The organism is Stenotrophomonas maltophilia, from assembly GCF_006974125.1.
In the GTDB taxonomy this organism is placed as follows: Bacteria; Pseudomonadota; Gammaproteobacteria; order Xanthomonadales; family Xanthomonadaceae; genus Stenotrophomonas; species Stenotrophomonas maltophilia_O.
The window spans coordinates 2,215,740-2,237,417 of record NZ_CP037858.1 but is presented as its reverse complement, the minus strand read 5'-3'; the positions used below and the strand labels follow the sequence as shown (position 1 = coordinate 2,237,417).

20 protein-coding genes are annotated in these 21,678 nt (G+C 66.9%); 13 read left to right on the top strand and 7 right to left on the bottom strand.

From position 1 onward, the window contains the following. Positions 1–9: 9 nt before the first annotated feature. The 3 genes from ubiA to EZ304_RS20975 all read left to right on the top strand — a co-directional run bounded on the left by ubiA (position 10) and on the right by EZ304_RS20975 (position 2,930). A complete protein-coding gene (ubiA, locus tag EZ304_RS10210) occupies positions 10–903 on the top strand; it encodes a 4-hydroxybenzoate octaprenyltransferase (RefSeq protein WP_142806957.1) in 894 nt (297 codons plus the stop codon). A gap of 168 nt (positions 904–1,071) precedes the next feature. Beyond that, a complete protein-coding gene (locus tag EZ304_RS10205; RefSeq protein WP_185959233.1) occupies positions 1,072–2,496 on the top strand; it encodes a short-chain fatty acid transporter in 1,425 nt (474 codons plus the stop codon). A 272-nt stretch (positions 2,497–2,768) separates the two neighbouring features. Continuing rightward, positions 2,769–2,930: a hypothetical protein gene (locus EZ304_RS20975; protein ID WP_010482135.1), complete on the top strand. Its 162-nt coding sequence runs from the start codon at positions 2,769–2,771 to the stop codon at positions 2,928–2,930. 54 nt (positions 2,931–2,984) lie between these two features. On the opposite strand, the gene EZ304_RS10200 is transcribed toward EZ304_RS20975, so the two are convergent. Next, positions 2,985–3,611: a YiiX/YebB-like N1pC/P60 family cysteine hydrolase gene (locus EZ304_RS10200; protein WP_142806956.1), complete on the bottom strand. Its 627-nt coding sequence runs from the start codon at positions 3,609–3,611 to the stop codon at positions 2,985–2,987. An 82-nt stretch (positions 3,612–3,693) separates the two neighbouring features. On the opposite strand from EZ304_RS10200, the gene EZ304_RS10195 reads away from it, so the two are divergent. The 3 genes from EZ304_RS10195 to EZ304_RS10185 all read left to right on the top strand — a co-directional run bounded on the left by EZ304_RS10195 (position 3,694) and on the right by EZ304_RS10185 (position 7,527). Beyond that, entirely contained in the window at positions 3,694–4,209 is a 516-nt protein-coding gene (locus EZ304_RS10195) for a hypothetical protein (protein WP_099554818.1), read from the top strand. Between the two features lie 73 nt (positions 4,210–4,282). After that, positions 4,283–6,121 (top strand): M3 family metallopeptidase, encoded by a 1,839-nt coding sequence (locus EZ304_RS10190; RefSeq protein ID WP_142806955.1) that lies wholly within the window; start codon positions 4,283–4,285, stop codon positions 6,119–6,121. Between the two features lie 32 nt (positions 6,122–6,153). Next, positions 6,154–7,527 carry a TPM domain-containing protein gene (locus tag EZ304_RS10185; protein ID WP_142806954.1) on the top strand — a complete coding sequence of 458 codons (1,374 nt, stop codon included), beginning with the start codon at positions 6,154–6,156 and terminating at the stop codon, positions 7,525–7,527. 1 nt (position 7,528) lies between these two features. Here EZ304_RS10185 and EZ304_RS10180 read toward each other — a convergent pair whose 3' ends face one another. Both EZ304_RS10180 and EZ304_RS10175 read right to left on the bottom strand, forming a co-directional pair. Beyond that, entirely contained in the window at positions 7,529–8,200 is a 672-nt protein-coding gene (locus EZ304_RS10180; RefSeq protein ID WP_142806953.1) for a VOC family protein, read from the bottom strand. Between the two features lie 105 nt (positions 8,201–8,305). Beyond that, positions 8,306–9,121: an AraC family transcriptional regulator gene (locus EZ304_RS10175; RefSeq protein WP_142806952.1), complete on the bottom strand. Its 816-nt coding sequence runs from the start codon at positions 9,119–9,121 to the stop codon at positions 8,306–8,308. Between the two features lie 86 nt (positions 9,122–9,207). Between EZ304_RS10175 and EZ304_RS10170 the strand changes: the two genes are divergently transcribed. The 3 genes from EZ304_RS10170 (at position 9,208) to EZ304_RS10160 (ending at position 13,625) form a co-directional block, all read left to right on the top strand. Further along, on the top strand, positions 9,208–9,696 hold the full coding sequence (locus tag EZ304_RS10170) for a hypothetical protein (protein ID WP_260678429.1): 489 nt from the start codon (positions 9,208–9,210) through the stop codon (positions 9,694–9,696). Between the two features lie 225 nt (positions 9,697–9,921). After that, positions 9,922–12,324 (top strand): TonB-dependent receptor plug domain-containing protein, encoded by a 2,403-nt coding sequence (locus EZ304_RS10165; RefSeq protein ID WP_142806951.1) that lies wholly within the window; start codon positions 9,922–9,924, stop codon positions 12,322–12,324. After that, a complete protein-coding gene (locus tag EZ304_RS10160; protein ID WP_142806950.1) occupies positions 12,324–13,625 on the top strand; it encodes an aminotransferase class V-fold PLP-dependent enzyme in 1,302 nt (433 codons plus the stop codon). The genes EZ304_RS10165 and EZ304_RS10160 overlap by 1 nt, the downstream gene beginning before the upstream one ends. Before the next feature lie 70 nt (positions 13,626–13,695). On the opposite strand, the gene EZ304_RS10155 is transcribed toward EZ304_RS10160, so the two are convergent. The 4 genes from EZ304_RS10155 to EZ304_RS10140 are packed head-to-tail and all read right to left on the bottom strand — an operon-like array spanning position 13,696 to position 17,568. Further along, positions 13,696–15,210, bottom strand: coding sequence for a PLP-dependent aminotransferase family protein (locus EZ304_RS10155; RefSeq protein ID WP_142806949.1), 1,515 nt, complete (start codon positions 15,208–15,210; stop codon positions 13,696–13,698). Positions 15,211–15,219: 9 nt separating this feature from the next. Then, entirely contained in the window at positions 15,220–15,819 is a 600-nt protein-coding gene (locus EZ304_RS10150) for a DUF6436 domain-containing protein (protein WP_142806948.1), read from the bottom strand. Continuing rightward, positions 15,819–16,097: a hypothetical protein gene (locus EZ304_RS10145; RefSeq protein WP_012481502.1), complete on the bottom strand. Its 279-nt coding sequence runs from the start codon at positions 16,095–16,097 to the stop codon at positions 15,819–15,821. Before EZ304_RS10145 ends, EZ304_RS10150 begins: the two co-directional genes overlap by 1 nt. Before the next feature lie 55 nt (positions 16,098–16,152). After that, on the bottom strand, positions 16,153–17,568 hold the full coding sequence (locus tag EZ304_RS10140; RefSeq protein ID WP_142806947.1) for a PLP-dependent aminotransferase family protein: 1,416 nt from the start codon (positions 17,566–17,568) through the stop codon (positions 16,153–16,155). A 183-nt stretch (positions 17,569–17,751) separates the two neighbouring features. Here EZ304_RS10140 and cyoA point away from each other — a divergent pair, with 183 nt between their 5' ends. Genes cyoA through cyoD form a run of 4 tightly spaced genes read left to right on the top strand, consistent with a single transcriptional unit; the run spans position 17,752 to position 21,605 of the window. Next, positions 17,752–18,657 (top strand): ubiquinol oxidase subunit II, encoded by a 906-nt coding sequence (cyoA, locus tag EZ304_RS10135; RefSeq protein ID WP_049435746.1) that lies wholly within the window; start codon positions 17,752–17,754, stop codon positions 18,655–18,657. Positions 18,658–18,662: 5 nt separating this feature from the next. Further along, positions 18,663–20,639, top strand: coding sequence for a cytochrome o ubiquinol oxidase subunit I (gene cyoB, locus EZ304_RS10130; RefSeq protein WP_012481499.1), 1,977 nt, complete (start codon positions 18,663–18,665; stop codon positions 20,637–20,639). Beyond that, entirely contained in the window at positions 20,636–21,271 is a 636-nt protein-coding gene (cyoC, locus tag EZ304_RS10125) for a cytochrome o ubiquinol oxidase subunit III (protein ID WP_142806946.1), read from the top strand. Before cyoB ends, cyoC begins: the two co-directional genes overlap by 4 nt. 1 nt (position 21,272) lies before the next feature. Then, positions 21,273–21,605: a cytochrome o ubiquinol oxidase subunit IV gene (gene cyoD, locus EZ304_RS10120; protein ID WP_005411473.1), complete on the top strand. Its 333-nt coding sequence runs from the start codon at positions 21,273–21,275 to the stop codon at positions 21,603–21,605. Positions 21,606–21,678 lie beyond the last annotated feature (73 nt).

The following is a 21,678-nucleotide window of genomic DNA, read 5'->3' as shown; positions in this document are numbered from 1 at the left end:
CCTATCGCCATGGCTGATACCCCCCTCACTTCGCCGCAGTCGCCGGCGACGCCGCGTTGGCGGCATTACTGGAGTCTGATGCGCGCTGATCGCCCGATCGGCACGCTGCTGCTGCTGTGGCCCACCTGGTGGGCGTTGTGGCTGGCCGCGGGCGGCCTGCCGCCGCTGTGGACGCTGTTCGTGTTCACCACCGGCGTGTGGCTGACCCGCTCGGCCGGATGCGTCATCAACGACTACGCCGACCGCTGGCTTGACCCGCATGTGGAACGCACCAAGGCGCGTCCGCTGGCCACCGGTGCGATCAGCGGCCGCGCCGCGCTGGCGCTGTTTGCCGTGCTGATGCTGGTGGCGTTCGGCCTGGTGCTGACCCTGAACGGGCTGACCATCGGCCTCAGCTTCATCGGCGTGTTCCTGGCGGCCAGCTACCCGTACCTGAAGCGCTACACCCACCTGCCGCAGGTCTACCTGGGCATGTCGTTCGGCTGGGGCATCCCGATGGCGTTCGCCGCGGTGCAGGGCGAGGTGCCGATGCTGGGCTGGCTGCTGTATGCCGGCAACATCCTGTGGTCCACCGCGTACGACACCTGGTACGCCATGGTCGATCGCGAGGACGACCTGAAGATGGGCTCGCACTCCACTGCGATCCTGTTCGGTGACCTGGATCTGGTCATCCAGGGCGTGCTGTACGCGCTGTTCCTGGCCACCATGGCGTTGGTTGGCGTGCGCGGCGGGCTGGGCGGCTACTACCTGGCCGGCGTGGCCGTGGCTACGGTGCTGGTGGTCTACGAGTTCTGGATCTGCCGCAACCGCGAGCGCGGCCCCTGCTTCAAGGCGTTCCTGCACAACAACTGGGTGGGTGCCGCGCTGTTCGCCGGCATCGCCGTGGATCTGGCGCTGCGTTGAGCCCAAGGTGAGGTAGAGCCGGCCGCTGGCCGGCTGCAGCCGTGCGCGATCCCGGGATTGCCGGCCAACGGCCGGCACGACCATCCTCCGCTACCTACGACCAATAGGTGGCTGACAGCCCGCACCCCGCCGCCCAGAATCGAACCATCGAACCTGGGAGGGTAGGCGATGGCCTCGACGGCAGCAGTACAGGACGGCTGGATGGCGCGCGCAGCGCTGCGCTCGGCCGCCTGGGCGGAAAGGTGGTTCCCCGATGCGTACGTGTTCGCGGTGCTCGGCGTGGTCATCGTCGCGCTGGCTGCGATGAGCTTCGGCTCGACCCCGCAGGCCACCGCCAGTGCCTTCGGCGACGGCTTCTGGAGCCTGATTCCCTTCACCATGCAGATGGCCTTCGTGGTCATCGGTGGCTACGCCGTGGCGACCGCGCCGGTGGTCGCGCGCTTCATCGACTACCTGGCCCGGGTGCCGCGCACCGGCCGCGGTGCGGTGGTGTACGTGGGCCTGGTCAGCATGCTGGCCTCGCTGCTCAGCTGGGGCTTCTCGCTGGTATTCGGCGGCCTGCTGGTGCGCGCGCTGGCGCGCCGTACCGAACTGCGCATGGACTACCGCGCGGCCGGTGCTTCGGCCTACCTCGGCCTGGGTGCGGTGTGGGCAATGGGGCTGAGTTCGTCTGCCGCACAGCTGCAGGCCAACCCGGCCAGCATGCCGCCAGGGCTGGTGGAGATCACCGGCGTCCTGCCGTTCACCGAAACCATCTTCCTGTGGCAGTCGATCGCGCTGACCGCAGTGCTGATCCTGGTCTCGCTGCTGATCGCCTGGTTGACCGCACCGGCCGCCGGCAGTGCCCGCACCGCTGAAGACTTCCCCGGCGCCGCGCAGGCAGAACCGGAGCCACTGCAGCGCCGCACGCGCCCGGGCGAATGGCTGGAGTACAGTCCGTTGCTGACCGTACTGCTCTCGCTGCTGGCGTTCGGCTGGCTGTTCAACGAGTTCGCCAACAAGCCGGTGGTCACCGCCATCGCCAACCTCAACACCTACAACTTCCTGTTCATTTCGCTGGGCCTGCTGCTGCACTGGCGCCCGCGCAGCTTCCTCAACGCGGTGGCCAAGGCGGTACCGAGCACCACCGGTGTGCTGATCCAGTTCCCGCTGTACGGTGGCATCGCGATGATCCTCACCCACGCTGCAGGCGGTGACGGTCAGACCCTGGCGCACCGGCTGTCGAGCCTGTTCGTGCACGTGGCCATCACTGATACCTTCGCGCTGGTGATGGGCGTCTATTCGGCGGTGCTGGGCTTCTTCGTGCCGTCCGGTGGTGGCAAGTGGATCATCGAGGCGCCGTACGTGATGCAGGCCGCCAACGAACTGAAGGCGCACCTGGGCTGGGCGGTGCAGGTCTACAACGCGGCCGAAGCGCTGCCGAACCTGATCAATCCGTTCTGGATGCTGCCGCTGCTGGGCGTGCTGGGCCTGAAGGCGCGGGACATCGTCGGCTTCACCTTCATCCAGCTGCTGGTGCATATCCCGCTGGTGCTGGGCCTGCTGTGGCTGCTGGGGATGACCCTGGCGTATGTGCCGCCGGTGATGCCCTGAATGCAGGGTTGGCTTCCCTGCGTGAGCCGGGAAGCCAGCCTCGTTCAGCGCGTGTTTCCGGCGGCGAACGCCATGAATGCGTGCAGGCTGACGAAGGCATGAGCACATGCCGAACCCGCATGAATTCTTCAGCTGCTTGTGCCGCAAGGGCTTCTGCGCGTTCATTCACAGGCGTACACACAGATGTAGCCGCCCACCCACGCCTGATTAACCATTCGCTGCAGACGATGGCCACGTCCACCGCATTCCGCGAGTGGCTTTGGAGATCGGACATGGCACAGCAGAACCAGAACCCGAACCAGAAGCAGCAGGGCCAGCAGAACCAGCAGGATCAGCAGCAGGGCCGTGGCCGCGACCAGCAGCAGCAACAGCAGCAGGAACAGCAGAAGCGCAACCAGAACCAGCAGCAGGGCGGCCACGACGAAGAAGAATGACCGCGTTGCGCATGCAACGTGACCGGCAAGGCCCCGCCCCGTGCGGGGCTTTGCTTATTCCAGCACGCCGATACGCTGCAGCACCGGCGCTGCCGACATGTCGTTCGGATTGGTGCCGGGCTGATCCTGCGGCACGTCCATGCCCATGCCGCGATACAGATCCACCCAGTGCTGGGCGATCTCCCCGGTCTGCGGGTTGCGGAAGTTCATCGGCTGCAATGCGAACACGTGATGCGCACGGAAGGCGCGTTCGATGAAGTCCGAGCAGTAGTAGCTGTCCTCGCTCAACACATACGACGTGTTGTACGGCTTGCCCAGCATCGTGCGCGCGGTGGCGACCGCATCCTTGATGGCCGCCTGCTGCGGCGCGTGCAGGCGATAGACCACGATCTGCCGCTGCTTGGCGCGCGCCTCCTGGCGGAACTCGACCAGCGATTGCCGGCGCGATCCTTTCTCGTCCGCATGCAAAACCTCCCAGCCCTTCGGCGTGGAAGCGACCAGGGCAACGTGATCGAAGCTGAGCGCGCCCTGCTTGCCGGTGGCATCGTCGATGGCCGCACTGAGGCCGCTGCGGCCGGCGGTGACGAACAGCAGATCGCCTTCATGGACATCGACGGCCAACGCCACAGCCGGCCACAGGGCGGGCAGCAGCAGGCCGATCAGGAGCAGGAGGCGATGCATGAGGACTCTCGGACAGGCGGAATGCCGGAATTGTAGGGTGCGCGGTAGCATGGAGCGACCGGACCGGATTCAGGATGAGCCCATGTGTCGATACCGTTCTGCCGTTCTGCTGACGCTTGCCTGCGGCGTGGTTCTGGCTGCCTGCACACCAGCGCCGCAGACAGCGGCCGAGGCGGCGCCTGCTCCAGCCGTGCCTGCTCCAGCCGCGCCAGCGACCGCCGCCGAGCCCACACCTGCGGCTGCACCCAGTGAATGCCCCTACCCGGAATTCGATACGTTCCTGAAGCATTTCGGCAACGAGATCGCGCTGCAGGAAAAGACCACTGCCGATCCGCTGCTGGACAGCTACATCGATGCGGAGGCTGAGCCGGAACCGCGCAAGGTGGAAAGCCGGCTGGCGCTGGCCGATGTCGAGTGGCCGGTGATGCCCGATCCTGCCGCATTGGCCGGGCAGGGCCGCGAAATGCAGGTCAGTGCCCTGGCCGATGGGCAGCGGCAGGTGCAGGTCCGCACGCCGGACAGCAGCGACCAGCAGACCTATACCTTCGCGCAGGCGCCGTGCTGGACACTGGTCAAGCGTGAGGATGAGTCGATCTGAGGCCTGACTCGGCACAGGCGAGCCGGGCGGCTGGCTGCTAGGCTCGAAGCCTGGTCCAGGCAGGGAGACGCCGATGCAGGCTTTCAGGAAGCGCGCTACCACCGCCGCCGTCGCCGCCGTATTGGCGATAGCCCCCTTCAGCGGCGCCCAGGCACAGTCGGTGCATGCCGATGACCGCGCCTACTTCGCCAATGCCACCGCCGAACAAGCCGCGCGCGACGCGCTGGGCAAGCGCGTCGAGGCCCTGCAGCAGGCGTCCACCCTTGCACCGGCGGAACGCTTCCAGCAGGCCGAGGCACTGGAGGCGCAGTGCCTGCGGCATCTCGGCTACCTGCACCTGCAGTCCGCCCGCAACGCCCGCGATCATCGCCCGGCCCAGGCGATGGACCAGGCAATGGGGCTGTGCAGCCGCATCGCCCGCAGCGGTCGTGCTGCACTGCGCGAGGCGCCCGCAGATGCGACGTGGGCAGCACCGTATGGCTTCCTGCACGCACGTGCGTTGAAGGAAGCCGCCACCCCGGCCAACGCTGTGCTGGACGAGGCCGTGGAGGCACTGGCCGATCCGGCGCTGGACAGCTTCGCGCGCCTGCGCGGGCAGATCCTGCGCAGCGCCGAGTACCCGCAGCTCGAGCACGGCGGTCGGCACTGGGACACGGGGCGCGACAAGCAGGCGCTGGCCCAGCAGCCCGACCGCGCCCTGCGCGAGGCCGGCTGGAAGGGCTACTGGCAGGGGCTGCACTCGCGCCGTGAGCCGATGGCTTCGGTGCTGCTGGGGCTGGTGCAGGTGAATGACGCCGCCGCACGCCTGCAGGGCGATGGCTCGGCGCCGGCACACGGCTACCAGCGCATGGGTCTGGATACAGCGGCAGTGGATGCGACGCTGATTGCAATCGAACAGCACGCGGGGGACCGCCGCGCCTACCAGGACATGCTGCTGCACCACGCTGCGCGATCGGGCATCGACGCGCCGCAGATCTGGGATACCACGGTGCCCGATGCCGGCTACACGCCACCGGTGCTGACGCTGGCGCAGCTGCGCGACAACGCCGCCGATGCCATGCAGCACCTGGGGCCGGCGTACGTCGCAGAACTGCGCGCGCTGCTCGATCCGGCCAACCAGCGTATGGATCTGGCCTCCGAACGCGGTGACCGCAGCCAGGACGCGTTCTCGGTGAGTGCTCCCGGTGTGCCGGCAATGCTGTTCGTTGGCGTGCGCCGTGGCGATCTGGAAAGCGATGTCGAAATCGCGCATGAAGCTGGCCATGCCGTGCATGGCGAGTGGATGCAGCGCGGTCATGCGTCGCCACTGCAGCGCAATGGCAGCCAATGGCTGACCGAGGCGTTCGCGATCTACAACGAGCTGCGCTTCCGCGACCAGCTGTACCAGCAGGCACAGGACCCGCGTGCCAAGGCCTACTACCTGAAATCGCTGCTGGACGACATGGTGCTGCAGCTGTTCACCTCTTCCGAGGAAGCGCAGCTGGAGCAGTCGATCTACCAGGGCGTTGCCGCCGGCACGCTGGGCACCGCCGATGACCTGGACGCGCTGACCGGGCAGGTGCTGGCGCGCTTCGGCCAGCAACCGGAGCGCTACCCGCAGCTGCGCAACACCTGGATCGGCAAGCGCCTGATGTATGAAGACCCGAACTATCTGGTGAACTACCTGTATGCAGGGCTGCTGGCCGTGCAGCTGTATGTGCAGGACCAGCGCGACCCCGAAGGGTTCCGTGCGCGCTATCTTGCCGTGCTTGGCGAGGGCTTCGATCGCGCGCCGAACGAGCAGGTGGCGCAGCTGTTGGGGCACGCGCCTGACTGGGCGGCCCTGGTGGATGCCGATCTGCAGGTGTTCAACCAGGCGGTCGCGCAACTGCAGGCGCTGCATGCGCGGATCGAGGCGGGGCAGGGTACGTGAGCCTGCTGCGCGCAGGACGGCAGACCGCAGCCATGACGTGGCTGTTGTTGCTGCTGTGCCTGCTGCCGGTGGCGGCGCTGGCGGCGATCCCGGTCCCGGCGCTGGACGATCCCGTGGTGGACACCGCCAACGCGCTGTCCGCTGAAACCCGCGCCACCCTGCGCAGGCAGGCGCTGCAGCTGCAGGTGCAGAAAGGTGCACAGCTACAGGTGCTGGTGGTCCCCAGCGTGGGCAACGAGGGCATCGAGGCCTACGCACAGCGGGTGTTCGATCAGTGGCAGCTGGGTCGCACCGGTGTCGACGACGGTGTGCTGTTGCTGGTGGCGGTGCAGGACCGCCGCGTACGCATCCAGACCGGCTATGGCCTGGAAGGTGCGTTACCGGACGCGTACGCCGCTCGCATCATCGACAACGCGATCGTGCCGCGCTTCCGTGAGGGTGATTTCGACCAGGGCGTGCTCGATGGCACGACGATCATGGTGGCGCTGATCGAAGGCGAGGACCTGCCTGCATGGGAAGAACCGTCGGCCAGCAATGTGCTGCCTGCGGACTGGCGACGCGCAGACTCGGTGGTGGCGTTGACCCTGCTGGCCGGCTTCCTGGCCGGGCTGTGGCGCTCGCCGCCGCCCCTCCCGCCGGCGAAGACCGAGGACGATTTCAGCGGCAGCCGTCGGGAGCGGCGGCGCAAGGCGCTGGCCGCCAATGCGTCGGCACCGAGGCCGAGCTGGCCGACCTTGCCGGCCTGGGGGCGTCCGATGCTGCTGACAGCGGTGGTTGCCGCAGGCGCGCTGTCCGTGGCGTTGCTGCTGCCACGCCACCTGCTGCCGGGCCTGTGCTTCGTGATGGCGCTGGGCGTGCCGGTGGCGGCCCTGCTCGGCTGGTGCTGGCGTCGCAGCCGTGGGGTGCGCATCGTCCTGTGTGGCATGCTGGTAACCGGCGCGGTCTTCCTGGTGCAGGCGCTGCTTCGTGGCCAGCTGCCACCGAGCCTGGCCCGGCACCTGCTGCTGCAGGCCGCCGCGGGCGTTGCCACCCTGATGGTGTTCCTGCTGGTGCAGGCCTGTCGCACACGCTGGAAGAAGAACCGCAGCAGCTTCGTCGTGCGCATGACGGTGCTGGTGCTGTTGACCCTCGGCTACGCCGCGGGTGCGTTGCTGGCGATCCATCGTGCCGAAGGTGACGATCCACGTCTGCTGGCAATGATCGTGTCCGGTGTGTGTGGCGTGTTGCTGTACTTCGTATGGTTGTTCACCATGCTGCCGGGCGAGCGTGCGCATGGCCGGGTTTCGTCACGCCGTGAGCGCAGCGCGTCCAGTTCGTCATCCAGCAGTTCGTCGTCGAGCAGCTCCAGCAGCTGGTCCGGAGGCGGTGGCCGCAGCGGCGGAGGTGGTGCGTCGGGCAGCTGGTAGATCAGGTCGCCTGCACCCGCCAGCCGAGTGCAGCGTCCTCCACAACACCCGGGCCGGCCACGTCGCCGACCTGCAGCAACAGGCCCTGCGCATTGGGCAGGTCCTTCTGCTCGGGGAACCAGCGCCGGTCCGCAGCGACCACGATCAGCAGCCCTTCGTCGTCGCCCATCGGCGCGAACTGCGGCGAAGGCGGGCTGATCGGTTGCAGGCCAAACCGCAGGCTGGACTGCTCGCGCACAGCATCGACATCGTGGCTGGGCAGGCCGACCTCGCTCAGGCAGGTCAGTTCGCTGCCGTGGAAGGCGCCCTGATGCGCACTGTCCGGCAAGCGGCGGCGGCCGATCAGTTCAAGGATCAAACCATCGAGGCCGGTGAAGTACACCGACTGCGACTGCCAGCTGCTTTCCAGGGCGAAATAATCCAACCCTGCCGGATTGCGCTGCAGTGGCGTGCGTTCGCGCAACCAGGTCATTGCCTCGCCAAAGCGGTTGTCCGGTACGTTGAAGGCCAGGTGCACGCCTCCGACCGGACGTCCTTCAGCGGGCTGCAACTCGATCGTGCTCCAGCCGATGTGCACATGATTGCCGACCACGCGCTGCTGCAGCACATCGCGGAAGTAGCTGGCCACGGTACCGACATCGGATACCGGCAGCGTGAGGTGCAACAGGCGCATGATCGATCCTCCGTGGAGCGCATGCATCGAGTGTAGACCTGGCGGGATTGCGTGGGTGTCACCGCGGGCGCAACGATTCGTTACGGTGGGTGCCGCGCTCGAAGATCACTCCACTGGCAGCCAGATTTCCACGCCGCCGTTGCCGCTGTGCTCATCGAAACGCATGTCGTAGCGTTCCAGATCGGGTGCATCGGCCAGGCTGAGACCGGAGCCGGGCAGGTAGTGATCCAGCAGCCAGAACCAGGTCGAGCGGATGGTCGAGATGTGCCCGCCGTGCCAGGCCACCAGGTAGCGACGCGGCGGAATGTCCACGCGTTGCCAGTGCGCAGGTACGCTCGGCACCGCGCTGGCCGGCAGTGCGGCGATGTAGTCGAAGCCGCCATCGTCATCACTGTTGCAGCACACGCCAAAGCTGACCGGTGCAGGCGTCGGCCATTCGCGGTTGAGCTGCGCCCACTGTCCGGGTATCGCACCACCGCTGCCGCGGGTATGCCGCATGCCGATACCCACCAGCTGGAAGGCGGGCGTGTCGAGCAGGCGCGGTGCCTCATCGCAGGGTACAGGCGCCTCGTCCACGCGGATCGCCTGCACCAGTGCCAGGCCGTCGGTGCCCTGTTCGCGTACCCGCTCCGGTGTCTGCCCGAACTGGTCGCTGAAGGCACGGGTGAACGCCGCATGGGTGGTATAGCCGGCCCCAAGCGCAACCTGCAGGATGTCGCCTGCGCCGTCGGCCAGCCGCTGCGCGGCCGCGGTCAGGCGCCGTCCGCGCAGGTAGCGCACCACCGAGGTACCGGTGCGGGTCTGGAACAGGCGCGACAGATGGAACGGCGACAGCCCCGCCGCAGCAGCGACGTCGGCCAGTGCCAGCGGTCGATCCGCATGGGTTTCGATGTACCACAACGCCTTGCCTGCCGCACTCATCCTGCCGTTCCCCGAATCCAGTGCCCGGCACAGTAGCGGATCGGCAGGTTTGGCGTTTAGCAGTTCTTGCGGTGCCGGGGCTTTGCGTGTGCCTGCATACCGGCAACAATGCCCGCATCATGGATGAAGGGGGAGGTAAGGGGCGTGCGATCGACGACGTGGGATGCCAGCCCAATGGAGCCGGTCCAATGATGGACATGGTGGTTAACCAGTGGCTGTTGCTCTGGCTGTTGACCCTGGCATTGCTGCTGCTGATGTGGCGCTGCGCGCCGTACTGGAAGGGCAATCCCTGGGTGTACCGCGCCGGCTTCGCGCTCCTGGCCGGGCTGCTGACACCGACGTTGCTGCTGGCCGGTCACGGCGTTCTGCCGGTTCCGACCATTGGAGGACTGGTGACGGTGTTGCAGCGGTTGGAGTGGATCGGCGATCTGGACTTCAACATCCTGGCCGTCGGCACCGACAACATCTGGTTCCTGTTCACGCCCTTCCAGATGGTGTCCATCGGCATGCTGTTCTTTCCGCTGCGGACGGCACGGCCGACCCGTCTTGGCTTCGGCGGCAAGACCACGGGCTAGGCGGCATACAGCGCGCGCGGGGCGCGGGGTGCGGGTCGGCACCCCCATCCTCGCATGGCGTGGATCGACGGATGGGTTCTGGTAGGGGCCAACCTTGGTTGGCGCATCAAGCTGTCGCACTGACGTCATGCCTCCTTCACAGATCGCGCCGAGACTGCGCGCCTTGTCCAGGCCTGCGATACCACCGCAGGTGCTGGCCCTGTCGCGCCCTCCCGGAGCCCTGCCGTGCATCGTTCGAAGCTTTCGCGTTCCATCCTCCTCGCCCTTTCCATGGCCAGCGCAGGAGGCGCGATCGCAGCGGAGGCCGATGCGGTCGATGCCAGCAGCGGCAGCCGCGCCGCGCCGACCCAGCTCGATGCGATGCTGGTCACTGGTACCCGTGCCTCCAACCGCACCCAGTTCGAAACGCTGGCGCCGGTGGATGTGTTCACCAAGCAAGACATCACGTCCGTTGAATCCACCGACCTGAAGGACGTGCTGGCGCAGCTGGTGCCGTCGTTCGTGGTGCAGCGCCTGCCGATGGCCGATGGCCAGGTGTTCGTGCGACCAGCGACCCTGCGCGGACTGTCACCGGACCAGACCCTGGTGCTGGTCAACGGCCGCCGTTTCCACCGCAGTGCGCTGCTTGGCAACCGTGGCGCGCAGGCGGCCGACCTGGCGCAGATTCCGACCAGCGCGATCAAGCGCATCGAGGTGCTGCGTGATGGCGCGTCGGCACAGTACGGCTCGGATGCCATCGCCGGTGTCATCAACATCATCCTCGAGGATGGCCCAGGTACCGAGATCACCGCCGGCTATTCGCAGTACGCGCAGGGCGACGGTGCTTCGCGCGATTTCAGTGCGCGCACCGGCTGGTCGCTGGGTGACTATGGCAGTCTGGTGCTGTTCGCCGAATCGTCCAACTCCGACGCCACCTCGCGCACCCGCCAGCGCCCCGATGCCATCGCCTTCCAGGCCGCGCATCCGGAGCTGGACGTGCCAAGCCCCGTGCAGCGCTGGGGCCAGCCGGACCTTGAAAGCCGCCGCGTTGGCTTCAACGTGAAGGCCAACGCCAGCGATACGCTGGAGCTCTATGCCTTCGGCCTGTACAGCCACAGCGATGGCACCAGTGATTTCAACTGGCGCAATCCGGACACCACCACCGGCGCCTATCGCACCACCACTGTTTTCCCGGGCTGGAACCTGCGCTCGCTGTACCCGGTGGGTTTCAGCCCGCAGTACGGCAACGTCCAGAACGATCTGCAGCTGGTCGGCGGCCTGCGCGGTGAAATCACGCCGAAGCTGCGCTGGGATGTCAGTGCTTCGTATGGCCGCAACGCGATCGACTACAGCCTGAAGAACTCGATCAATGCCTCGCTCGGCCCGGCCAGCCCGACCGCGTTCGATCTCGGCCGCCTGACCCAGACCGAGAAGAACGCCAACGCCGACTTCAACTACGAGTGGGATGTGGGCGCACTGTCCAGGCCGATCAATGTCGCCTTCGGTGGCGAATTCCGGCAGGAAACCTACCAGGTGCGCGCCGGTGATCCGGCCTCGTACGCAGTCGGCCCGGGCGCGGCCGCGGGCCTGGAGGCCAACTCCAATGGCGCGCCGGGCTTCTCGGCCAGCCAGGCCGGGCAGTGGAGCCAGCGCAGCAAGGCGGCCTACGTGGATATGGAAGTGCCGCTGGGCGAGCGCTGGAGCATCGGCGCGGCCAGCCGCTACGAAGACTTCTCCAGCTTCGGCAGCACGCTGGACGGCAAGCTGTCGGCACGTTTTGCGATCACGCCGGACGTTGCCCTGCGCGGCACGGTGTCCACCGGCTTCCGCGCACCGACGCCGGCCCAGCTCAACACCACCAGCACCACCCAGGGCCTGGACACGCGCACGCTGCAGATCTTCACCAGCGGCCGCCTGTCGCCGAACGATCCACTGGCGCAGCTGCTCGGTGCCAGACCGTTGAAGCCGGAGGAATCGCGCACCGCCTCTCTGGGCCTGACCTGGCGCACCGACCTGGGCCTGTCCGGCTCGGTGGATGTCTACCAGATCAAGCTCACCGATCGCTTCAGCCAGTCGGCCAGCTTCGCCATTCCAGCCGGTACACCCAATCCGCTGGGCTACACCTCGGTGAACTACTTCACCAACGACTTCGACACCACCACCACCGGCGTGGACGTGGTCGGCAACTACCTGCGCGACCTCGGCGCCGGCCGCATGACGCTGACCCTGGCCTACAACTACAACCGTACGCGGGTGGACAACGGCAGCACCTCGGTGGCCACCAACGAAACCCAGCGCGTACTGTTCGAAGACCGCCTGCCCGAGCACAAGGGCAGCCTGACCGGCAGCTGGGATATCGGTGCCTGGTCGCTGATGGCGCGCATGCGCTACTACGGCGCCTGGACCGATTCCAGCGGCAACGCGGTGGGCGACATCTACCAGCGCTTCGGTGCGATGAGCTTCCTCGACCTGGCCGTGGGCTATCGCATCAATGAACACCACAGCCTGCGCGTGGGCGCCGACAATGTGTTCGACCGCTACCCGGATGAGGCCACGTTCCAGGCCAGCCGTGGCCTGGTCTACTCGCGCAACGCGCCGTACGACACCGACGGCGCCAACCTGTACGCGCAGTACCGGCTGAGCTTCTGATGGACGCTCGTCGTCGTTCCCTGTTGCGCGCCGGTGCATTGCTGCCGGCCGCTGCAGCTCTGCCTTCACTGCCGGCCAGCGCCGCTGCGCGTTACGCTTCGCCGATGGAGATTCCCGCGACGACCGTGGCGCCGGAAGTACTGGCCCGCGACGAAAACTACTGGGCCGCCGTGGCCAGCCACTTCGACATCACCGATGAAGTGAACCACCTGGAGAACGGCTACTGGGGCGCGATGGGTCGCGAAACGTTGGCCAGCTACCAGCGCCACACCGCTGAAGTGAACCGTGGGAATGCCTGGTACGGCCGCCGTGAGTTCCCGGCGCAATACATGGCGGTGCAGCGGCAGGTGGCCGAACTGCTGGGCGTGGGCGCCGACGAGATCGCACTGACACGGGGTGCCACCGAGGCGATGCTGGCGCTGATCGGTGGCTACAACCGCCTGCAGCCTGGTGATCAGGTGCTGCATGCCGACATCGACTACGACAGCATGATCGGTGCGGTGCGCTGGCTGCAGCAGCGGCGTGGCGCGCAGGTGGAGCGCATCGCGCTGCCGCCGGTGCCGGATCACGCGCAGATCCTGCAGGCCTACGAGACCGCATTCGCGCGATTGCCGCGGCTGAAGCTGGTGCTGCTGACCCAGGTCAGCCATCGCCACGGGCTGGTGCTGCCGGTGGCCGAGATCGCCGAGCGTGCACGCGCACGGGGTATCGATGTGATCGTCGATGCGGCGCACGGATTTGGCCAGATCGACTACGCGGTGCCGCAGCTGAAGGCCGATTTCGTTGGCATCAACCTGCACAAGTGGATTGGTGCGCCGGTCGGCGTCGGAGCGATGTACGTGCGCAGGGGCCGCGTTGCGGACCTCGACCCGTACATGGGCGAGACAGACGACGGTCGTGTCGGCAGCCGCGTGCATACCGGCACGGTCAACTTCGCCGCCTACCTGGCGCTGCCGGAAGCGATCGCGTTGCACCAGCGCATCGGCGCGGCCAACAAGCAGGCGCGCCTGCGCTACCTGCGCGAGCGCTGGACTGTGCCCGCGCGGCAGATGGCGCATATCGAGGTGCTGTCTTCACCGGATCCGGCGCTGGCCAGCGCATTGGCCAGCTTCCGCCTGCGCGGGCGCACCAGCGTGGCTGACAACCTCGCGCTGCAGAAGCGCCTGCTGGATGAGCATCGCGTGTTCACCACCCATCGCGATGGTTTGGATTCCGGCGCCTGCGTGCGGGTGACGCCGTCGGTGTTCACCCGGCCGGAGCAGATGGATGCATTGGTGCAGGCGCTGGTGGCATTGGGGTAGTGCCGGCCGCTGGCCGGCAACCTCATGATGCGTGCACGCCGTTGCCGGCCAGCGACCGGCACTACCAGGCCTACCGCTCGATCGCCGGCAACGCGTCCGACAACAACAACCGGTCAATCCGCCGCAATGCACTCTCCAGCTGCCGTCGGTCCGCCGCCAGCCCCAGCGACAACCGCACGCCGCTCTGGTGCGAGACCCCCGGCGGACAGAACGCCGATGACGGCGCAATCGCCAGGCCCTGCAGCTGTGCAGTACGCACCAGCGTGGCGTCGGTCCACGGCGCCGGTATCCGGCACCAGGCATGCAGCCCTTCCGCGCGCTGCAGCAGCGACGGTGCCAGCAGGTAGCGCGCCATGCGCATGCGTTCGCGTGCCTCGCTGCGTACCTGCGCCAGCAGTGACTGTGCCGAGCCATCCAGCAGCAGCTGGCTGGCCAGCGCTGACACCAGCGGATGGCCCATCAACCGCGTTGCCCGCAGCGCGGCCGTCATCGCCTCGGCGTGTGCGGCACTTGGGCAGTGCACGAAGGCGGTGCGCAGGCCGGGGCTGATTACCTTCGACAGCGTCGCCACATAGAACACGTGGCGCGGTGCCAGCGTTGCCAACGGTATCGGTGCATCTTCGGCGAGGTGCCAGTAAGGATCGTCCTCGATCGCCAGCAGGCCTTCCCTCTCCAGAGCACGCGCCAGCGCCTCGCGCCGCTGCAGCGGCAGGGTCAGCGCGGTCGGGTTCTGGCAGGTGGGGTTGAGATAGACCAGCCGTGCACCGCTACTACGTGCCTGTCGCAGCAGCGCTTCGGGGCACATACCGTGTTCGTCGCTGTCCACCGGCAGCAGCCGCCGGCCCAGTGCGGCGGCGGCCTGCAGCAGGCCCGGATAGACCAGCGCATCGCAGAGGATCGAATCTTCGTCGCGGCCCTGGCTGACCAGGATCGCGGCAAGCGCCACCTGCGCCCCTTCAGTCAGCAGAAGGCAGGCGTCGTCCACCTTTCCCAGCATCGGTTGCAGCCAGCGCGCCGCTGCGTGGCGGTCAGTCGGGTTGCCGCCGCCCAGGTGATAGGTCATCAGGTTGGGCGCGTTGCTGCGTGCAAGCACGGCGGCGGCACCGCGGCGCAGGGTCTCGGCCAGCGCATCGGCGTCGGGCACCGGCGGCACGTTCATGCTCAGGTCCACCACCTGGTCGAAGCCGGCCTTGGGCGGTGCGATGAAACTGCCTTGTGGCCCGCGTGCTTCGATCAGGCCGCGCTTGCGTGCTTCATCGAAGGCGCGGGTGACCGTGGTCAGGTCGATGCCGAGCTGCTGCGCCAACGCGCGCTGCGAGGGCAGGCGCTGTCCAGGTGCCAGGCCGCCACGGCGCACCGTGCGTTCCAGCGAATTGACGATGCGCAGGTAGATCGGCCCGTTGTGCGCGAGCACGTCCTGCACCCATTCGCGGGCTGCGACATCCGGTCGCGGCATGTACGGAGCATGTCGGGGCGTATCGTTGCTTCCAACGGCGGGAGCCTGTCCATAACCATCGGTCGGTTCGGACAGGTGACCGCCGTTGTTGTTTGCGGCGGCCGCACCGGCCAGCGTCAGTGATGTCATTGCGCGTCCTCAGCGCTTGGCCTGCCAGGGGCAGTAGCAGCCCACGGCAAGCAGTCCCTTCGGGCGCACGGTCTCGCCGCGCACCAGTCTGTCCAGCAGCGGTTCGACAAAGCTGTTGGCCGAGTTGCAGACCATGCCGATGCTGTACGGCCCCGCATAGGCGAGGTGGCCCCGGCGGTCCCAGATCGCCACTGCAGGGCTGGCCGGAATGTGCTCGATGCCGTCGATGGTCGGCAGGTTGATCACCTTGTTGCGCAGCGGCTCGGGCAGCTCGCCCTGGGTACCCGGGCGGCGGATCGCATAGAAGTCGATGCCGGCTCGGCGGTACATGCTGATCAGGTAGCTCAGGTGCGCACCGGTCTCGCGGTTGCACACGCCGCAGGCCGGGTCCCAGAAATGCACCACGCGGATGCGGCCGGTATCTCCGGCCAGATCGGCCGGCAGGCGCAGCTGCGAATCATCGAAGACGATGGCCTGTTCGGTGAACGTGGACTGTGCGCTGTAGCCGAAGTACTGCCACAGCGCAGCCGCCACGCCGGCCATGAACAGGCAGGCGAGGGCGATCATCGTCGGCAGCAGCCAGCGGCGACGCGGCGCGGCTGCGCCCATCAGGACGCTTCCCCGCCGAACTTGTGCACGTACTGCTTGCGCATCTCGCGGCAGGAGTCGGCCTGCGCGCGACGCTGGATCTCGCTACGCGAGGGATCCTCGCTGCGCTGCACGCACTGCTCGATGGCGTGGCGTTCGGCGGCCTGCACATCCACGGTCTGCGGCTGCAGGCAGACCCAGGCCAGCGCGGCCAGCATCAACACCACAAAGCCACCGCACCCGGCCATCACCAGGTGGAACTTCAGTTTCTCGGCGCGCATCGATGCACGTCCCTTCATCCATACATTGCATACAAAGTATCATCTTGTATGGATGCAGTGCTATGCGTCCGGTTCAGACGATGGCGTTGTGCCGGGCCTCGGGGGCTTCGGACAGGATCTCGTTCAGCTTGGCCAGCGCCCCGGCCAGCGCGCCCTGGTCGACTGCGCCTCCCAGCGACAGGCGGATCGCGTTGCCCGGCGGCGGCTCTTCCACGCTGAAGGCATCCGAGCTGGCGATGCCCAGGCCCTGTTCCTGGGCGGCCTGGATCAGCCGGTACTGGTCCAGCCGTGGTGGCAGCGGCAGCCACACATGCAGGCCGGCCGGATGCGCCTGGGCGCGGGACGGCAGGTACTGCGCGGCAATCGCCTGGCGCTCGCGCAGTTCCTGCTGGAAGCGCTGCACCATGTCCTGGGCCTGGCCGCTGCGAATCCACTGCGACGCCACCGCCACCATCGACTGGGTCGGCATCAGCGCGATTGCGCGCAGCGCATCCAGCACCGGTTCCATCGGCTCGCCGGCCGGCACCACCAGGTAGGCGGTGCGCAGGCCCGGCGCCAGGCACTTGGACAGGGTGGAGATGTAGTAGACCGGGCAGACGGCGTCGCGGTGGGCGGCCAGCGGTGGCGCGGCGTCACCGGCCAGCAACCAGTAGGGATCGTCTTCGATCACGGTCAGATCGTGGCGCTTCGCAACCGCCAGCAGGGCCTGCCGGCGCTGCGCCGACATCGTCGCCGTGGTCGGGTTCTGGATGGTCGGCACCAGGTATAGCAGGCGTGGGCGACGCAGCTGGCAGGCCTCCTCGAGCGCCTCCGGCAGCATGCCCTCGGCGTCCATCGCCACCGGCACCACCCCCCGCTGCAGCACGCGCGCGGCGGCCAGCAGGCCCGGGTAGGTCAGCTGCTCGGCGGCGATCAGCTCGCCTGGCTGGGTACGGGCCAGGATCAGCGCACACAGCGCGGTCTGCGCGCCGGGGCAGATCACCACCTGGTCGGCGCCCACCGTGCCCAGCATCGGCGCCAGCCACTGCACCGCGGCGGCGCGGTCCTCACGGGTGCCGGCGCCGACGTGGTAGCTCATCAGTTCGCCCTGGCCCAGCTGCTGGCCCACGTGCTGGAAGCCCGCCTCCATGCCCTGTGCGAACGGCGCGCTGCCCAGCAGCGGCGGGATGTTCATGCTCAGGTCTACCGAGGTGCTGCGGTTGCCGGCTGACAGCGCGATGAAGGTGCCACCGGCGCCCTGCGCATCGAGCAGGCCGGCCTGGCGCAGCTCGGCGAAGGCACGGGTGACGGTGGTCAGGTCCACGCCCACCTGCTGGGCCAGGTCGCGCTGCGGCGGCAGCCGGTCGCCGGGGCGCAGCACGCCGTCATCCACCGCCTCGCGCACCTGCTGGGCAATCTGCAGGTATAGCGGGCCGGCGCCCTCGCGAAAGGGGCGAACCCAGGTGCGATTGGGGTGTTTCAGGCGGCGGCCGGCGGCAGGTGGCGTCATCGGTCAGTTTTTTCCATACGTGCAGATGCACAAGTCCATACAATGCTGTATCTTGTATGGGCTTGATTGGAGTGGTTCGCCTGCTTGTAGGCGACCTCGTACCCACAGTGTAGCCGCTCCACGCCCGGGCGCTGCGCGCAGGCGAGCCGGTCAAGCGCGCTTCTTCAACAGGGTTGACCTCCAATGAATATCTGCTGGAACCGCATCCGCCTGGCGCTGGTCGCCCTGGCCTGCGTCGGCCTGTCGGGCTGTGACTGGGTGCTGCTGGATTCGAAGGGCATGGTCGGGCTCGCCCAGCGCGACCTGATCCTGATCTGCATCGGCCTGATGCTGATCGTGGTGATACCGGCCATCGTGCTGACCTTCGTGTTCGCGTGGCGCTACCGCGCCGGCAACACCAAAGCGAAATACATGCCTGACTGGTCGCACTCCACCAAGGTGGAGATCGTGGTCTGGGGCGTGCCGCTGATCATCATCGCGGTGCTGGCGGTGATCGTGTGGAAGTCGACCCACGAGCTGGACCCGTACAAGCCGCTGGACGTGGCCGGTGAGCCGCTGCACGTGGACGTGATCGCCACCGACTGGAAGTGGGTGTTCGTGTACCCGGACCTGGGCATCGCCACCGTCAACCAGCTCAACTTCCCGGCCAACCGCCCGCTGGCATTCAACATCACCTCCAACTCGACGATGAATACCTTCTTCATCCCGCAGCTGGGGGGGCAGATCTACGCGATGGCCGGCATGCGCACGCAGCTGCACCTGATCGCCAACGAGCCCGGCCAGTTCCGTGGCATGTCCGGCAACTACAGCGGGCATGGCTTCTCGAACATGAAGTTCATCGCCACCGCCAGCAGCAACGAAGACTTCGAGCGCTGGGTGGCCGAGGTGCGCAGCGCGCCGGACGCGCTCAGCTTCACGCAGTTCAAGGCGCTGGCCGCACCGTCGAAGAACGCACCGGTGCAGCACTTCTCCAGTGTTGAACCGCTGCTGTTCAAGAAGGTCATCGACCAGTTCATCGGCGTCGGTGAGAACACCGCTGCTGCTACCCCGGCGGGCGCTGCCGGCGGTGCCCAGGTTTCCCAGGAGTAACGAACATGTTGGGTAAATTGACGTGGGAGGCCGTGCCGCTGCACGAGCCGATCGTCGTGGTCACATTGGCGGCCATGGTGCTGGGCGGCCTCGCGCTGCTTGGCGCGGTGACGTACTTCAAGCTGTGGGGCCCGCTGTGGCGCGACTGGTTCACCACCGTGGACCACAAGAAGATCGGCATCATGTACGTGGTGGTGGCGCTGGTCATGCTGGTGCGTGGCTTCGCCGATGCGCTGATGATGCGCGCGCAGCTGGCGGCAGCCGGGCCGGGCAGTGATGGCTTCCTGCCGCCCGAGCACTACGACCAGATCTTCACCGCGCACGGCGTGATCATGATCTTCTTCGTGGCCACCCCGTTCGTGGTCGGCCTGATGAACATCATCGTGCCGCTGCAGATCGGCGCGCGTGACATGGCGTTCCCGTTCCTCAACGCCTTCAGCTTCTGGATCTTCGTGGTCGGCGCAGCGCTGATGATGATCTCGCTGGGCGTTGGCGAATTCGCCATGACCGGTTGGGTCGCCTATCCGCCGCTGTCGGGCATCGAGTTCAGTCCAGGCGTGGGTGTCGATTACTACATCTGGGCATTGCAGGCGTCCGGCGTCGGCACATTGCTGACTGGCGTCAACCTGTTCATCACCATCCTGCGCATGCGTGCGCCGGGCATGACCCTGATGAAGATGCCGGTGTTCACCTGGACCGTGCTGGTCACCAGCGTGATCATCATCGCCGCCTTCCCGATCCTGACCGTGGCGCTGGGTGCGCTCACCCTGGACCGCTACCTGGACTTCAACTTCTACACCAACACGTTGGGTGGCAACCCGATGATGTACGTGAACCTGGTGTGGGCCTGGGGCCATCCGGAGGTGTACATCCTGGTGCTGCCGGCGTTCGGCATCTTCTCCGAAGTGACTGCCACGTTCGCGCGCAAGAAGCTGTTCGGCTACAAGTCGATGGTGGGTGCCACGCTGGCGATCGGCATCCTGTCGTTCATCGTATGGCTGCACCACTTCTTCACCATGGGCTCGGGTGCCAGCGTCAATGCCTTCTTCGGCATCATGACGATGATCATCGCCATCCCCACCGGCGTGAAGATCTTCACCTGGCTGTTCACCATGTATGGCGGTCGCGTCGAGTTCAGCGTCCCGATGCTGTGGACGATCGCCTTCCTGGTCACCTTCACCATCGGTGGCATGACCGGCGTGCTGCTGGCCATCCCGGGCGCGGACTTCCTGCTGCACAACAGCCTGTTCCTGGTCGCGCACTTCCACAACACCATCATCGGTGGCGCGCTGTTCGGCTACCTGGCCGGCTTCGCCTACTGGTTCCCGAAGGTGTTCGGCTTCACTCTCAACGAGCGCCTCGGCAAGTGGTCGTTCGCCTGCTGGGTGATCGGCTTCTACCTGGCCTTCATGCCGCTGTACATGCTGGGCTTCATGGGCATGACCCGCCGCATGAACCAGTACGACAACCCGGCGTGGACGCCGTACCTGATCGCCGCCTTCATCGGTGCGCTGTTCGTGTTCGCGGGCATCATCCTGATGCTGGTGCAGATCTACGTGAGCGTGCGCGACCGCAAGCGCAACCTGGACCTGACCGGCGACCCGTGGAATGCGCGCACGCTGGAATGGGCCACGCCGTCGCCGCCGCCGTTCTACAACTTCGCCGTGGTGCCCAAGGCCGATGAGCTGGACGCCTTCCACGAAGCGAAGAAGCGCGGCCTGCCGCCGCCGCCGAAGAAGTACGCACCGATCCACATGCCGAAGAACACCGGCGTGCCGCTGATCCTCAACATCTGGATCCTGGTGCTGTGCTTCGCCCTGGTCTGGCACATCTGGTGGATGGCCGCGGCCAGCTTCATCGCGATGATCGTCACCCTGATCGTGCGGTCCTACGACGAGGACGTGGACTACTACGTCAGTTCCGAAGAGGTGGCGCGCACCGAAGCGGCCAACCTTGCCAAGCTGAAGGAGGTACGCGCATGAATCTGTTGACCCGCCCCGAGCTGGCCAGCGACACGCAGGCGCACGAAGACCACCACGAGCACGACCACGGCCACGAACAGGGCGGCATGAAGGTGTTCGGCATGTGGGTCTACCTCATGTCCGACCTGGTGCTGTTCGGTTCGCTGTTCGCCTCGTACGCAGTGCTCAGCACTGCCTACGCCGGCGGCCCCACCGGCAAGGACCTGTTCTCGCTGCCGTTCGTGATGGCCGAGACCTTCCTGCTGCTGGTCTCCAGCATCACCTACGGCCAGGCCGTGCTGGCGATGCATCGCCACGACACCTCGGCGGTGCTGCGCTGGCTGGGCGTGACCTTCGTGCTCGGTGCCTCGTTCATCGGCATGGAGATCTACGAGTTCTCGCACCTGCTCCACGAAGGCGCAGGCCCGAGCACCAGTGCCTACCTGTCGGCGTTCTTCGCGCTGGTCGCCACCCACGGCCTGCACGTCGCCAGTGGCCTGATCTGGATGGCGGTTGTCATGCACCAGGTCTACCGCCGTGGCCTGACCCCGACCAACATCACCCGCGTGTCGTGCCTGAGCCTGTTCTGGCACTTCCTGGACCTGGTGTGGATCTGCGTCTTCACCTTCGTCTACCTGATCGGAGCCTTCTGACATGGCCCACGTCGAAACCTCGCGCGCCGGCAATGCGCACGGCTCCACCAAGTCCTACCTGATCGGCTTCGTGCTGTGCGCGCTGCTGACCGTGGTGCCGTTCGCACTGGTGATGAACCCGGTGCTGTCGCGGCCGCTCACGCTGTTCCTGCTGGTCGGCTTCGCGGTGGCGCAGATCCTGGTGCAGCTGGTCTATTTCCTGCACATGGACCGCAAGTCCGAAGGTGGCTGGAACCTGGCCAGCTTCGTGTTCACCCTGGTGATCCTGTTCATCATCGTCGCGTTGTCGGTGTGGATCATCTGGAGCATGCACTACCACATGATGATCAACTGACCGTGGCCGGGGTGATCGGCATGGACCGCACGATCATCCCGGCACCTCAGCCTTCTTTTCCCCCAAGGGCAGG

Bases quoted from the DNA above. Each gene is read 5' to 3' on its own strand.
- EZ304_RS20975 (WP_010482135.1), top strand. From the start codon at position 2,769: ATGGCACAGCAGAACCAGAACCCGAACCAGAAGCAGCAGGGCCAGCAG.
- cyoB (WP_012481499.1), top strand. From the start codon at position 18,663: ATGTTGGGTAAATTGACGTGGGAGGCCGTGCCGCTGCACGAGCCGATC.
- EZ304_RS10150 (WP_142806948.1), bottom strand. From the start codon at position 15,819: ATGGGCGCAGCCGCGCCGCGTCGCCGCTGGCTGCTGCCGACGATGATC.
- EZ304_RS10140 (WP_142806947.1), bottom strand. From the start codon at position 17,568: ATGACGCCACCTGCCGCCGGCCGCCGCCTGAAACACCCCAATCGCACC.
- EZ304_RS10185 (WP_142806954.1), top strand. From the start codon at position 6,154: ATGACGTGGCTGTTGTTGCTGCTGTGCCTGCTGCCGGTGGCGGCGCTG.
- EZ304_RS10175 (WP_142806952.1), bottom strand. From the start codon at position 9,121: ATGAGTGCGGCAGGCAAGGCGTTGTGGTACATCGAAACCCATGCGGAT.
- EZ304_RS10200 (WP_142806956.1), bottom strand. From the start codon at position 3,611: ATGCATCGCCTCCTGCTCCTGATCGGCCTGCTGCTGCCCGCCCTGTGG.
- EZ304_RS10155 (WP_142806949.1), bottom strand. From the start codon at position 15,210: ATGACATCACTGACGCTGGCCGGTGCGGCCGCCGCAAACAACAACGGC.
- EZ304_RS10195 (WP_099554818.1), top strand. From the start codon at position 3,694: ATGTGTCGATACCGTTCTGCCGTTCTGCTGACGCTTGCCTGCGGCGTG.
- cyoD (WP_005411473.1), top strand. From the start codon at position 21,273: ATGGCCCACGTCGAAACCTCGCGCGCCGGCAATGCGCACGGCTCCACC.
- cyoA (WP_049435746.1), top strand. From the start codon at position 17,752: ATGAATATCTGCTGGAACCGCATCCGCCTGGCGCTGGTCGCCCTGGCC.
- cyoC (WP_142806946.1), top strand. From the start codon at position 20,636: ATGAATCTGTTGACCCGCCCCGAGCTGGCCAGCGACACGCAGGCGCAC.
- EZ304_RS10180 (WP_142806953.1), bottom strand. From the start codon at position 8,200: ATGCGCCTGTTGCACCTCACGCTGCCGGTATCCGATGTCGGTACCGTG.
- ubiA (WP_142806957.1), top strand. From the start codon at position 10: ATGGCTGATACCCCCCTCACTTCGCCGCAGTCGCCGGCGACGCCGCGT.
- EZ304_RS10160 (WP_142806950.1), top strand. From the start codon at position 12,324: ATGGACGCTCGTCGTCGTTCCCTGTTGCGCGCCGGTGCATTGCTGCCG.
- EZ304_RS10145 (WP_012481502.1), bottom strand. From the start codon at position 16,097: ATGAAGGGACGTGCATCGATGCGCGCCGAGAAACTGAAGTTCCACCTG.
- EZ304_RS10205 (WP_185959233.1), top strand. From the start codon at position 1,072: ATGGCCTCGACGGCAGCAGTACAGGACGGCTGGATGGCGCGCGCAGCG.
- EZ304_RS10190 (WP_142806955.1), top strand. From the start codon at position 4,283: ATGCAGGCTTTCAGGAAGCGCGCTACCACCGCCGCCGTCGCCGCCGTA.